The sequence below is a fragment of the Pedobacter sp. SL55 genome, assembly GCF_026625705.1.
Taxonomy (GTDB): domain Bacteria; phylum Bacteroidota; class Bacteroidia; order Sphingobacteriales; family Sphingobacteriaceae; genus Pedobacter.
Map to the genome: position 1 here is coordinate 3,839,016 of NZ_CP113059.1, position 14,497 is coordinate 3,853,512.

11 protein-coding genes are annotated in these 14,497 nt (G+C 35.8%); 5 read left to right on the forward strand and 6 right to left on the reverse strand.

The window, feature by feature from the left end:
• Positions 1-62 precede the first annotated feature (62 nt).
• From OVA16_RS17175 to OVA16_RS17185, 3 genes are all read right to left on the reverse strand, one after another.
• Positions 63-1,091: a response regulator gene (locus tag OVA16_RS17175; protein ID WP_267761986.1), complete on the reverse strand. Its 1,029-nt coding sequence runs from the start codon at positions 1,089-1,091 to the stop codon at positions 63-65.
• A gap of 12 nt (positions 1,092-1,103) precedes the next feature.
• On the reverse strand, positions 1,104-2,297 hold the full coding sequence (locus OVA16_RS17180) for a PAS domain-containing sensor histidine kinase (RefSeq protein WP_267761989.1): 1,194 nt from the start codon (positions 2,295-2,297) through the stop codon (positions 1,104-1,106).
• A gap of 111 nt (positions 2,298-2,408) precedes the next feature.
• Positions 2,409-4,172: a hypothetical protein gene (locus OVA16_RS17185; protein ID WP_267761992.1), complete on the reverse strand. Its 1,764-nt coding sequence runs from the start codon at positions 4,170-4,172 to the stop codon at positions 2,409-2,411.
• 734 nt (positions 4,173-4,906) lie between these two features.
• On the opposite strand from OVA16_RS17185, the gene OVA16_RS17190 reads away from it, so the two are divergent.
• The 5 genes from OVA16_RS17190 (at position 4,907) to OVA16_RS17210 (ending at position 9,604) form a co-directional block, all read left to right on the forward strand.
• Entirely contained in the window at positions 4,907-5,206 is a 300-nt protein-coding gene (locus OVA16_RS17190) for a hypothetical protein (RefSeq protein ID WP_267761994.1), read from the forward strand.
• Positions 5,207-5,345: 139 nt separating this feature from the next.
• On the forward strand, positions 5,346-5,696 hold the full coding sequence (locus OVA16_RS17195) for a hypothetical protein (protein ID WP_267761996.1): 351 nt from the start codon (positions 5,346-5,348) through the stop codon (positions 5,694-5,696).
• 178 nt (positions 5,697-5,874) lie between these two features.
• On the forward strand, positions 5,875-8,268 hold the full coding sequence (locus OVA16_RS17200; protein ID WP_267761999.1) for a TonB-dependent receptor: 2,394 nt from the start codon (positions 5,875-5,877) through the stop codon (positions 8,266-8,268).
• A gap of 45 nt (positions 8,269-8,313) precedes the next feature.
• Entirely contained in the window at positions 8,314-9,000 is a 687-nt protein-coding gene (locus tag OVA16_RS17205) for a hypothetical protein (protein WP_267762001.1), read from the forward strand.
• Positions 9,001-9,127: 127 nt separating this feature from the next.
• The gene (locus tag OVA16_RS17210) at positions 9,128-9,604 is read left to right on the forward strand and encodes a DUF4625 domain-containing protein (protein ID WP_267762003.1); all 477 of its coding nucleotides are present in this window, start codon (positions 9,128-9,130) and stop codon (positions 9,602-9,604) included.
• 224 nt (positions 9,605-9,828) lie between these two features.
• On the opposite strand, the gene OVA16_RS17215 is transcribed toward OVA16_RS17210, so the two are convergent.
• From OVA16_RS17215 to OVA16_RS17225, 3 genes are all read right to left on the reverse strand, one after another.
• Positions 9,829-10,590, reverse strand: coding sequence for a glucosamine-6-phosphate deaminase (locus tag OVA16_RS17215; protein WP_267762005.1), 762 nt, complete (start codon positions 10,588-10,590; stop codon positions 9,829-9,831).
• Between the two features lie 158 nt (positions 10,591-10,748).
• A complete protein-coding gene (locus OVA16_RS17220; protein ID WP_267762007.1) occupies positions 10,749-11,495 on the reverse strand; it encodes a LytR/AlgR family response regulator transcription factor in 747 nt (248 codons plus the stop codon).
• Positions 11,496-11,498: 3 nt separating this feature from the next.
• A complete protein-coding gene (locus OVA16_RS17225) occupies positions 11,499-14,330 on the reverse strand; it encodes a sensor histidine kinase (protein WP_267762010.1) in 2,832 nt (943 codons plus the stop codon).
• Between the last annotated feature and the right edge of the window lie 167 nt (positions 14,331-14,497).

Consider the following 14,497-nt stretch of genomic DNA (forward strand, 5'->3'; position numbering starts at 1 on the left):
AAAGTATAAAAAAGTCTTGAGAATTTCTCAAGACTTTTTTTGTATATGAACATTTTTTTAAGCTATTGCTTAATCTGACTTAGTTTATCTATAGAAACTACGTAAATGGCATTCCCATGCTTTTCTATTAGTTTCTCCTCTTTAAAGTCTGCTAACATTCTACTTACGGTTTCGCTGGCTGTACCTACAAAAGCGGCCAAATCATCTCTAGAAATCTTTAAGGTGCAAGTGTCTTCTTCTGGTTTGGCAAATTTTCTTGCTAATTGAACCAAAGCTTCGGCCACTCGTTTACGTACAGAAAAGTACGCCAACTTTAACATTTGATCTTCTTTAAAACGTATATTTCCCGATAGCAACTCTATAAACGCTGTAGCCATTTCTTGTTGGTTAAGCAGAGCGTCCATAAAATCGGCTTTAGGTATAAGCAATAACTCTGTGTCTGTTAATGTAGCGGCATTATCCGCATAGCTTATACCGCAGCATAAACTTTCGTAGCCAAAAAAATCTCCATCCTTATAAATATTCGATGAAAGTTCTCTTCCATCTTTAAAGCGTTTATAAGTTTTAACCTGTCCACTTTTTATGTAGTACAAGTAATTAGGCTCGTCATTTTCTAGGTAAATTACCTGCTTATTGGTATAAGTTCTTCCTTTTCCTTTTTGCTTTAGCTCTGCAAATATGGTTTGTAAGTCTTTGTGAGCTGCTTTAAAACCCACCGTCTGACTTTTCTTTTTCAACCTACTTTCAATGGCGTTAAAAAGCTCCAGGTCATCAAAAGGTTTGGTTAAGTAATCATCGGCACCCATTTCCATCCCTTTGCGCATATCTGCTCTTTCTGCCTTTGCCGTCATAAAAATAAAAGGAATATTAGCGAGTTTGGGGTTCTTACTCAATAAATAAAGTACGCCATAGCCGTCTAGTTCGGGCATCATAATATCACATAAAATAATATCTGGCGATGAACTTAATGCCAATTCTACACCTAGCTTTCCATTTTTTGCCGAAATTGCGTTATAACCTGCCAATGTTAATACTTCAACCGTAGCTTCTCTAATATCATCGTTATCTTCAATTACTAGAACTTTTTTCATGTGTGCTGCTAATTACTGTTGGTTAAAATTAAAATGCAAGGTAAATGTGGTGCCTTTATTTAGTTCAGTTTGGCAACTTACTGTGCCATTCATTAAACCTACATATCGTTTTACAATGTTTAAACCTAAACCTGTACCGGGTATATCGCCAGTGTTATGTGCCCTAAAAAAAGGCTCAAATAAGTTTACTTTATCTAATTCTGGAATGCCAATGCCATTATCTTTTACTTCTACCAGTAATTCGTTTTCTTTAAGCTTAGTATTAAACTGGATCATCGTATTTTCTCCAGAATACTTAATGGCATTAGAAATGAGGTTGATGATACAATTTTTCAATAAATTATGGTCTAGAAAAACTTGCGCACTGGTTCCGGTATGCTCGTAAACAATTAACTGATTTTGCTTGCTAATTAACTGCAGCTCTTCTACAATTTCTTCTGCAAAAGCAATTACGTTAAACCAGCCTGCATTAGGTTCTACCTTACCAGCTTCCAGTTTTTCTAGCGATAGAAAATCATTTAAAATGGTCGTCAAGTTATTGATAGCATTTTTGATTTTCATGGTATGCTTTTCTACATTGGCAACATCACTTTTAGAACTGTATTTATCTATTAACGACGCAGACAACTGAATAGAGCTTAATGGTGTTCTAAACTCATGAGAAGCCATAGACACAAAATTGGTTTTTAACTGGTTAAGTTCTTTCTCTTTCTCAAACAAAGCGCTTACATGCTCTTTTGCCGTTTCTAGCTCGTTTATAGATTTGATAAGGTCTTGTGTACGCTCTTTAATTTTATATTCTAACTCTTCGGTATAGCTTTTAATTTTCAGCTCATCTTCTTTCTGCCTACTCAAATCATGAATAAAACCAGTAAAAATTCTTCTATCAGAAAACTTCACTTCGCTTACGCCCAATCTAAACGGAAAAGTAGAACCATCTTTACGCTGCCCCAATACTTCTCTACCAATACCAATAATGTGCGGGTCTCCGCTATGTCGGTAATTAGCAATGTAACTGTCGTGCCTTGCTTTATCTGGCTGCGGCATTAAAACCGATACATTTTTACCAGTAAGCTCTTCGCGATCATATCCGAACAAAGTAAGTGCTGAGGGGTTAATATGTTCAATTATCCCAAATTCGTCGATGGTAATAATTCCATCGATTGCGTTTTCTATAATTGCGTTTAACAATTTCGCTCTTTCCATTTTTCTTGTAAGTAAAAAGTTAAAATTAAAAAGTTAAAAATCTTAACTTTTAGCTGCTCCTTTCACGTTAGCAAGTTAGTTATTTTAGGAATACTTTAATTAAAACAAATGCTAAATATGGGTATTTAACAGTCTATTTTCAGACGAAGACAATTCAGTTAAAATACTTGTATTAGATAATTCGCTAAACAAATCTTTATAATAAGCAATACCTTTCTGTAGCTGGTTTTTGAAACCATCTAAGTGCCTTTTTTTCTTATCATTAATATTTTTGAAATAAAGCTGTACTTCTGTTTGCAAATAATCGATGTACAAATTCAATTCGTTTACAAAAACGTGTGGCCGCTGAACCTTATCTAGCAAATTGATATTTCCGTAGATATGCTTTACCATTTCATCTAAAGAATAAACTTTGTTAAAAAACGCCAAGTTTGGACCCGGACAAATGACCACAGCCTTACTCTCTTTAGGTTTTAACATATTGGTTTTGATATAGGTTGATGTACATAAACCTTCGCATAAACACAGCTTTTCTGTAATACGCCGAAAAGCATCTTGATAAGCTGCTGTGCTTAGCTGCTGCGCATTTAACTGATTTATTTTTAATTTCTGATATTTACTGGAAGCGGTACAAATAGGTTCTTTGGTAAACTCGGTATTGCTGCACAAATATTTCTTAGTACAAGGACTGCCAGGTTTGCCGGCAGCTATGCGGTCTAAACGTTGCTGCTCTGCACTGCTGTATTTAAAATTATTAAACAATACACCCAAAGGAGACGAATTACTGAGGTAGTAATCTTCTTGCTTAGCTACTGTTAGTTGCTGTAGTGTTTGTTCATCTACATTGGTTACCTCTGGCACTAATAAAAACGGACTTCCCCAGCCAGTAGCATCTAAATTGTAATATTTCAATAAAAATTCATTTTCCTGTGCCGTACCTATACCACCCTGTACGGTAACTTTTGCGTGTGGTAATTCACTAACTAAAACTTCTTTTTGAGCTAATGTTTTTTTGTAGAGTTCCTCCAATTCGTTACGCATGGCAATTCGGTTTTGCTTAAAATCTTCTAAAATTGGCCCTAGTAAAAAACCATCTGTGGCAAAAGCATGGCCACCACAGTTTAAACCAGATTCTATTCTAAATTCTGAAACCCAAAGCCCCTTTTTGGCTAGAAACTTAGCCTGTATTAGCGCCGATCTAAAGTCGCTTACTTTTAAAATGATACGCTTATTAAAGGCTCCATCTTGATTAGGGTAAAAACCTTCAAATTTTTCGATATAACTGTATAATCTAGGGTTCATACCGGCAGATAATACCACAGATCCATTTACCTTGCTATTGGCGAAACCCCTCAATGCAGCCAACGCGTCGGTATTTTCATCGCCTAAATATTCGCCATCTTTTGCAAAGTTCAGCTTATCTACCTTTGCCATAATGTTAACGTCTATGCTGCCTTTTTTCATTCTTTGGCGTAACAGGTCTTGGAAAATTCTCTTTCTTTCTCCTTCGGGATACTCCATCATTAGCTCATAACCGTGTTTAATTACAGAGCCTTCGGGTAATAGTTCAAAATACCTACAAATATCGCTCCCAGCTGTAAACCCTTGTTTCTTTAATGCTTCAAACTGCATATCCACCAAATCATGTAGCAAATTAAGATAGGCTGTAATGCGTTTAGTACGGTAATCTATTTCCTTTTTATCAATTGGATGATATGGCAAGTGATTTAACTGTGAATGATATTTCCTCATACGCTCCACTAATTCGTCATCTACAATTGAAACCACAGAGGAGATACCATAACGTGCTACTTTTAAAGGTGTATCTACAGAAAAACCCAAACCTAAAACTGGAATATGAAATTGATGAACCATATATTTTTACGAGAAATGTATTTTTTTTGCCAAAATTATCTGTAAAGCACACTTATTAATGCTGAGTTAGTCAAGTTAAAAAGTGATTTAAGTCATATTTAGTGGTCAGGTATCAGTTCGTTTAAAAGTTCATTTGCTTGTTGGTTCAATTTGTTCATTGAGATTAAATTTTAATGTTGAGGACTAGCTTACCGCATACGCTCAATAAAATCATTTTACCTATTTGCGGTTTGATACTGACCACTGATACCTGACTGCTGACACCTTAAACTACCCCGCAGATTTTCGCTGATATTTTACGCAGATTGAAGATGATTTTTTGGCAATGAACGGAAAATGTGTACTGAAACCTGACTACTGATACCTCAAAATAACCACGCAGATTTTCGCTGATCTTTTACGCAGATTGAAGAATATTTTTTAGCAATGAACGTAAACTGTATACTAATACCTAAACACTGACACCTGACTACTGATACCTGACCACTGACACCTTAAAATAACCCCGCAGATTTTCGCTGATCTTTTACGCAGATTGAAGAAGATTTTTTGGCAATGAACGGAAAATGTGTACTGACACCTGACTACTGATACCTGACTACTGACACCAAATACCTAACTCCTAACCACTAATTACAAAATCAATTCTATGTTAACAACCAGACTTAACATTAACAAAATGATAATATACGCTTAATACAGCAATAGCCTAGCTTTGCAAAAAGCTTAAACTCATGAAGAAAGAAAAACAGAAAGCACAACAAAAAGCCAACCGTAAAAAAGCCGAAAAAGCAGTTAAAGCTGCGCTAATTAATGAATTAACTACGCTAATTAGCAGCTTTGCTATACCTAACAAGAAGCTCAAAAAATTAATAGATAAAGCTGCAACTGCCTTTTCTAAAGAGATTGATAAAACCGCAAAACCTATTATTGAAGTAGAGCAAATAAAAGAAGAAGCTACAGCAATTACAAAAGAGAAAAAAATTACTAAACCACGTGCAGTAAAAAAAGTAGATAAAGAAGCAACAAAATAATTGCACAATTTTTAGACGATATAAATAGCTGTAGTTATGCATTTTAAACTACTACAGCTATTGTTTTTTGAAAGCCTGCTACCAAATAGTTGAAATTCTTTTTCATTTCAAAATAAATTATTGCAACTTTGTATCATTAATGAATGGCAAAAGAACATATCAAAACAACAAAGCAAAGGTTTTTGCCAGTGCTTTATTGGCGATTTTATTTTTAGCTATTCCTTTTGTTCAAACGCTTCACTCGCACCATGCTAGCGAAGAATTGATACACACAACTACCGAGAAATCTATTTCTAGTGCAGCAGAAAAATGTTTGATTTGCGATTATACTGCCGAAATTAAAGGCAAGCAAATCTTAATGGCTCATTTGCCAGTTATCAGCATTCCAACCAATGTTTGTGCTACACTAAACACTTTCGTTTATACGAGGATTTACAAATTCACACTCCAAAACTTCAGCAACAAAGGCCCTCCTAGCCTTTTAAGCTAATTTCTAGTTAAATGGCTGCCTTTGCTTGGCTTCCGTAAATACAATTATTTTCTAATCCGAAGGCCAAATTAGGTTTTCAAATTTATTTATTGTTTTTGATGAAGTGTGGAGTTTTTCTAGGCTGTTGAAGCTAGAGTTTCCATTGCTATTCATCAATGCAACAATTCTCTATTTTCTGATGAAGAAATGGTATGCATTATTTTTTAGCTGCTTTTTGGCCAGCTACGTTTGGGCGCAAAACACTGGATTATCGGTCTATGTAAGCAGCAATCAGCAATTGGCAATTGTGGGTGCAAAAGTAAGCCTGAGTACCTCTTCTGTACTTACCGATGCCGCTGGAACCGCAGTTTTAAAAAACATCATTTCGGGAAGTTACGTACTTGTTGTGCAAGCGAAAGGATATGCAGCTTACGAGAGGCGAGTGCAAATTAACGCCAATAACAGGCATATACACGTAAAACTGAAACCCGAAGTTACGGAGTTAAAAACAGTAGAAATCAATAGCAATGCACAAAACATTAGAAAAAATACGGAAGCTAGAAATATAGAAATTGTAGACCAAAATTTTGTACAGCGCAACCTCAATGGAAGTTTAATGAAAACACTCGATAGGTTGCCAGGAATTAGTAGCATTGGAATAGGTTCTGGGCAATCGAAACCACTGATCCGTGGTTTAGGATTTAACCGGGTAGTAGTAATTGATAAAGGCATTAAACACGAAGGCCAACAATGGGGTGCCGACCACGGATTGGAAATTGACCAGTTTGCTACAGGAGAAATAGAAATTATCAAAGGTCCTTCTTCCTTTGTTTATGGTTCTGATGCCATTGGTGGTGCTATTAATCTGAAACCAGTTAATGTACCGCTGAAACAAGGCTTGGGTGGGAGCGTAAACCTTATAGGCAAAACCAACAATAAACACTATGGCGGCTCTGTAAATCTTTTCGGAAGCAATGAGAAATGGTTTTTCGACAGTAGAGTTACTTATCAAAACTATGCAGACTACCGCGTACCAACCGATAGAGTGTATGTTTACGATTATGATGTTAATCTGCATCACAATCAATTACGCAACACTGCTGGTAGAGAAACTGGGCTACACTTTAGTACAGGCTATGTGGGTAAAGCTTTCAAAACATCATTTTATGCAAGCAATAGCTACGCAAAAACAGGCTTTTTTGCCAATGCGCATGGCTTAGAGCCACGTAATGTAGATGAAGTTTTACACGATGCTTCTGATCGGGATATTCAATTGCCGTATCAGACAGTTAACCATTTCAAATTGATTAACCGTACCGAATTTACCCATTCGAATAGTAAAACAGAAGTAGAGTTAGGTTTTCAACACAATTATAGGCAAGAATTTAATCGTTACACCAACCATGGCTTTATGCCCGCGGTTTACCCAAGTTATATGACCATTCCAATTAATTTGGAAAGGGTTTATGATAAGTACATCTATTCTGCAAATGCGAAACATAGCTTTAGCGTTAACAAGCATCAGTTGCAAGTTGGTTTTAATGGAGATTATCAAGATAATAACATTAGCGGATGGAGTTTTTTGATCCCCGCTTTTCAGCAATTTAATGCAGGCTTATTTGCTTACGATAAATACATCATCAATAACGAGCTGGTGTTACATGGTGCATTACGCTATGATTACGGCACTTATCAATTCGAAAGATATGACGATTGGTTTGCATCTGAAAGCCAAGTGGGCGGCACAACAGTAACTGAAAATTTAACAAGAGCCAGAGATTTTTCGAGAAACTTCAACAGCTTTGTTTGGTCGGTTGGTGCCAATTACAATCCTGGCAAGTTGAGCATTAAAGCTAATATTGGCAAAAGTTTTAGAATGCCAATTGCCAAAGAGTTAGCGGCAAATGGCGTTAATTACCACTATTTCAGTTACGAGAGAGGCAATGAGAATTTAGATCCCGAAGTTGCCTACCAAATAGATTTGGGCGTAAATTGGACAGAGCAAAAGTGGTCGGTAGCGCTTAATCCGTTTTACAACTACTTCCCTAATTACATTTATTTAAACCCTACCGCCTACCACGATCGGTTTTATGGCGCTGGAAACCAAGTTTTTGAATATGAACAAAGTAGTGTAATGCGCTACGGAGCCGAATTTAGGGCAACCTACCAATGGCTACCCACATTAAGCGCTGAGTTTTTGGGCGAATACGTTTACAGTGAACAGCTTTCGGGCAGTAAAAAGGGTTTTACGCTACCATTTTCGCCAGCTCCGTCTGGATTGATCAACCTAACTTGGTCGCCGAAAATCTCAAACAGCATCAGTAATACTTACTTCTCTGTAGACTACCGTTTAACCGCAGCACAAAACAACATTGTTCCGCCAGAGAAGAAAACAGCAGGCTACCAAATCATCAATTTACAAACGGGCGGCAGTTTTAAGTTTAACAAACAAAGTATCGACTTGAGTTTACAAATACAAAATTTGATGGATACAAAATATTTAAACCACACTAGTTTTTACCGCCTTATAGCATTACCCGAAGCTGGAAGAAATATCGTGCTATCTCTAAAAATGCCTTTTAAAATCAAATAGGGAAAAAATAATCAATAATCAATAATCAATAATCAAATTAAGAAAATGAAAACAAAGAAAATTCTACTTGCCGCAATCCTTTTCGTATCTGTATTAAGTGCCTGTAAAAAAGACAATGAAGATCCTATACAAGAAGGGATTGAAAGAGCCGAGCTGATTTTTACTGAGGTAGACGGCCATGCTCACGGAGATCACTTTCACGACCTTGCTGATAAGGCTGGCGTTGCCCCAATTGTAGTGAAATTTAATAATAAAGGGGCAGCTATTTCTGGCGGGCACATGCACATAGAAGCCGAAGCCGTTTACAAAATACAACTGAAAGCTTGGGATTACACAGGTAAAGAGGTTCAAAATGACTTTATTGCCAACCAAGCTACAGCCGATAATTACAAAGCCTTTTTGGTGGGTGGTAATTTTATCTTAAACGCAAATACTACTGATGAAAGCGGTGCTATTTTTCAACCAAGAGAAACCACTTATGGCGATGGAACGGCCGTATCTGGAACCGGAGGTATAGGAACTACTGGCGTTTTAAGTTACTTTACTGTTGGCCACAGCAATGAAGGTGCTACCAAAGAACTAAGCTTTATTCTTAGAAAAGTAAATGCCGGCGTTAAAGCAACCATTACCAGAAACGATTGGAACCGTGTAGATTATGCCAATGTTTTTGGCGGACAAGATGTGTTGAAATTAAACTTTGAAGTACACGCCGAAGAAGGACACTTACACTAGAAACACAGAAACAAGTAACCTTATTTTTAGAACTTACGAAGCTTTAAAACAAAACAACCCTCAACTTTACCATTAGGGAATGAAGGGCAAAATTTAAACTTCGTAAGTCTTTTATAAAAAAAGAGAGATGAGAATGAAATTTAGCTTATTAAGTATTGTTGTTTTGTTAACAATTGGCATAGCAGGTTGTAAAAAAGACGATAACGAAGAAATAGATACCGAATATCCAGAAATTATAAGTACAGCAAATTCGTTTCCACAACAATGTGGCGTGTTAATGCGTGGACAAACCGTTACTATTAAAACAACCTTTAGCGATAACAGAGAGCTCGGTGCATATAGTTTAGATATCCATCACAACTTTGACCAGCATAACCATAGTACCGAAGTTAACAATTGTACCTTCGAAGCGAAAAAAACACCTGTTAAGCCTTTCGTATTTATACAAGATTACAGCATACCAGCCGGATCTAAAAGATATGAGGCAACCGCACAAATTACTATCCCAGCCGATGCAGATACAGGAGATTATCATTTTATGATACGCCTAACTGATAAAGAAGGCTGGCAAACCATTAAAGGTTTAAGCATTAAAATTCAATAAATGAAATTGATTAAAACATTATTTATACTCATCAGTTTTACTTTTATGAGTACAGGATGTAGACATGACCATAGCCGTGGAAAAAAATCATCCAAAACAACGCAATCAAACCATACTCATGGCAATGAAAAAGAAGACGAAAAAAATCGTCATTAAAGATAAATAGTTTGTTTAGGTTAGTAGCAATGGCCTCTCGATGGATATCGGGAGGCTTGCTCATTTGATTATGAATTTATCAATTTACTACTATCCTGATCTAAAAACAAAGCTACTTTAGGATGTGTTCTTAATATCGTGGCCGGATTTTCTGTGCTAATTTCACTATTTAACGTATGTTTTACCGCCTCGGCTTTAGTTGGCCCAGGTACAACACAGTTGATGTAAGTTGCACTAAGTAATGCCGGAATAGTAAGTGTTAAAGCGTGTGTTGGCACTTCTACTAAAGTATTGAAACACCCATCGTTTACTTGCTGCTGCCTACAAACTTCGTCGAGCTCTACCACTTTAACTGTTTGTTTATCTTCAAAATTGGCCACTGGCGGATCATTAAATGCCAAATGCCCATTCTCTCCAATGCCCATACAAACGACATCAACTGGATGCTGCTGTAATAAGGCAGTGTACCTTTCACATTCTGCTGTGATATCATAGGCATTGCCATTCAAATAATTTACCGACTTAAAATTAAACTTACCGAACAGGCGTTGCTTCAAAAAGTTACCGAAGCCTTGTGGTGCATCTGCGGCTAATGCAATGTATTCGTCCATGTGAAAAGCATTAATGCGGCTCCAATCCAAATTTTCATCACGAAGTGCTTCTAAAAACTCATTTTGTGAAGGTGCAGCGGCAAAAACCACATTAATTTCTGTGTTGGTTTTAAATAGCTCGTTAACTTCTTTGGCAAATTTTGCGGAAGCAGCCCCTCCCATTTCTTTTCTTGTTTGGTAGATGCGTACTTCAAGTTTAGGTTCTGTGGTTGTTTTCATTTTATTGGCACTTAGGTAAGTTTAGTAGTTGAAATTGGTTTGCAAAAAATAAATTTCAACTAAGGTAATTATTTTTTCGTGTACGTTAACGCAAATATTTAATTTTTATTTTTAGTAGATAAACTTACCTCCAAACAACTTAATTACGTAGCGCAGCTTTATCTCTTAACCAACTTAATTTTATCTAATATAACCGAAGATTTTTCTGGAGAAATAGGTACAGATTGGCCATTTTTAATGAAAAGACTTCCACCTTCGCTCTTGTTGTAAGAAGTTACATGAGACAAATTAACGATATAAGACTTATGCGGACGGAAGAAAAACAAGTTTTCTAAGAATATATCTTCAAAGTTTTTAAGGTTTCTGCTAACCATATACTTGGTGCCATCTTCCATATTTATTTCCGAGTATGCCCCCTCTCCCTTTATGAAAAGGATTTTCTCAATTTCTATAAAAATAAGCGAACTACCAGAAGGCACAGCTATTTTTCCTAAATGCGCATTGTTGATGTTTTCTTTTAAAACACCATAATTTTGTATTTTAAGCTGTTGCTTTTTAACTCTGTTTATGGCATCAGCTAGCTCTTCGGGCACAATTGGTTTGAGTAGGTAGTCTACCGCAGAGAACTTGAAGGCTTTAACTGCATACTCATTATAGGCAGTGGTAAAAATAATGCTAAAATTTACTTCGCTCTCGTCAAAAAAATCGAGTAATTCCAATCCGCTATGTCCGGGCATTTCTATATCAAGTAATACTACGAGTGGCTGCAGCTTACGAATTGCCTTTACACCCTGCGATAAGTTTTCGCATTCGGCAACGATATTTACCTCTGGGCAATATTCCTTTAAGATAAGTGCTAAATTTACCCTTGCTCTCTTTTCGTCGTCTATAATAATTGCATCCATATCTTAATTTTCATTTAATGGCAGCTCAATAACCACCACGGTTCCGGTACTTTGTTGGTTCTCGCCCACTTTATCAAAATACTGTATTAAAATTTTTTCAGTTTTGTTTTTGTTAAGCAACTCAATTCTGCTTTGAAGGGCAGCCGTAGCAAACGATTTATATTTAGATTGCTTGATTTGGTTAAGTGCCATGCTTTTTTTTCTTCCTATCCCGTTATCTTCTATAGCAACCACTAACCTTTCGCTTGTTTTTGTAAACGTTATATTCAAGTACTTGTGGCCTTCTTTATGCAATAAACCATGCTTAATGGCATTTTCTAAGTAAGGTTGCAATAGCATTGAAGGTAGTTTAATATCTTCTCTGCTTGTTATCCCAACTTCTGTAATTTGGTAATCAAAATCGGCATCAAAACGGGCTTTCTCTATATCTAAATAAAAACCTATGGTCTTTATTTCTTCGGCTAAAGAAACTTCATCTTTTTCAGACATTTCTAAAATGGTTCTGGTAAGATTTGCAAACTTTGAGAGGTAACTTACCGCTTGCCTTTTATCATTTGCTAAAATATAAGACTGAATAGTATTTAACGCATTATAAAAAAAATGCGGGTTCATTTGAGATTTTATTGCCTTTAATTTAGATTGATTGAGGTTATTCTCTAAACTAATACGATCTAACTTTTGTTGATTAACTAGGTTATTCTTTTTAATTTGATATCGATACAAAATATAGGCAATTGTAATAGCTAAGAGTACAAGCAAGCAAACAAACCAATAAGACCACCAAAAAGGTTGGCCTATGGTAAAGGTTACTTTTACGGGATGTTGATTTTTACCTACCTTAAAAAACACATTATAATTACCCGAAGACAGAGAACTAAGTTTTATACTACCACTCTGTTCTGTAAGCCGTTGCCAAGTATCGTTATTAAGTTTGTAATACATATTTGCTTTTTCTTTTGGCGTAAAAGCCAATAAAGCATATTTAATTTCTAAGTTATTTTGGTTATAGGTAAGTTTTAAGAGTTGCTTATCGGTAAATATTTGATTATTTACCAAAACGTTTCCCACTATAAAGGTCTTCTTTATTGGCTGCTCTAAGTTACTTAAACTTTCAATTAATATTCCTTTTGCAGTAGCCATCACAAGTTTACCATCTGCTTCTACAATATCAGTTATTTCAAAATCCTGATAAGAATTGGGCATTTTTTTTAGTTTCTCTTTTGGAAAGTAATAGCGATATATACCTGAATTTGTGTAAACAAACAGTGAAGCACCAGATAAACTTACACGATAGGCGGATTTGATATGAGATGTTGCCTGCAACAAAGTTATTTTATTGCCTACTACTATTTCGTAGAGCTTACCATGGTTAGAAAGCGCAAATGTTCTATTGTGGTAAACTACAAGTTTTCGAATAAATAGAGATTTTCCATCGAGCTTAATCTCTTGCTGACCTTGCAGGTTTACGCAATACAATCCTAAATTTGTTGCGTAATAAATGGTTTTACTAACTGAATTATAAGCGGTAGATTTTGCATTTAATTGAGAGCGTAAAGTAGTCTGCTCAAAATCGTACAGGTTGCTTGCCCCATTAGAATAGAGCTTATCCCATTCGCTTTTTATATCTACTTTATTTAATTTGAATAAGCCAAAAGAACCGCTGGCAGCAAAGCTGTAGTATTTATCATCAATCTTATCTACCTCTTTAATGGCAACACGGGCATTCACTATTTTTCGACGATTTTTTGTTAATACGTTAAATGTATTCGACGAAAAAATAACATATCCAGTTAGGGTATCTGCATAAAGTTGGTTGATTGCATGATTGCTGTTTCCTTTATAAAACTCTGTTTTTAGGTTAGTGTTTAGATCTAGTTGATGCAGGGCATCGTCTTCTGTAGAAATAAGAAGCTTGCCATTATACCTCTCTATTCTTATCGGCCTAGATGGCATTTCTATCAATTTATTCTTAAAATCGGGCACTAGAATAATCCCTTTGTTTACAGTAGAAAACCAATAATTATTTCGGTTATCTTTAAATACATAAGAAACATTATAGCTTTCAAAGTATTTTTCTTGATTGCCATCTAGCGTACTAAGCTGAGCGCCTTTAGGGCTACAAAACCACAATCCGTCTATAGTACGTGATGCATTTTGCACAAAACTTAGATTTTTTGTCCTTGTACTTTTAATAAAGGTATTTTGAGGTGTTAAGTAATGAAGATAATTTGAGTTTTTAGAGACAAAAGCAACACCTTTAGCAGACTGCTGAATAATTACCGGATGTAAACTTGTATTGTCAACGCTTTTTGGAAAAGGCATTTTTCGCAAAAGCTTTCCATTGCCAATTTCGTACAAAAAAGTACCTACTACATAGAATTTGTTATCAATAGTATTAGCAGCAGAGAGTTCTGTATCTGTAAGAGAAATAAGCTTAACAAAATTAAGGCTCTTGAGGTCATAAACCATTACCCCTTTCTCTGCAATTAGGTAAAGAAAATTATCGGCAATGCCATATTTAAAATAGCCTCTTGGTTTTGGGTTGCCTAATGCTTTTAATTTTCCATTGCTTAGGTAATAGAGATAACCATCAAAATTGCTATACCAAATACGTCCGTATTGATCTTGACTAATGCAGGAACCCGAGCGAGAGGTTTGTTGATCGGAATAGTAGGTTGTAAATTTTGCACCATCGTAACTGCACAAACCCTCATCTGTTGCAAACCACATGAAACCCACTTTGTCTTGAAAAATATCGTACACACTATTGGATGGTAGGCCGCTAGATCTATCAACAAAATAGTGATACGGATCTTGAGCGTACAATAATGGCATTGCAAAAAGCAACAGTAACGAAACAATTTTTAAGCGGATACACATCTTTAAACCAAATGTACACAACATACCATGATAAGCAAGTAAGCCAGTTTACAAAACCTGAATTTCCATTAACAAACTACTAATAATTAAACTTTTATGTAACTATTTGCAATTATCAACTT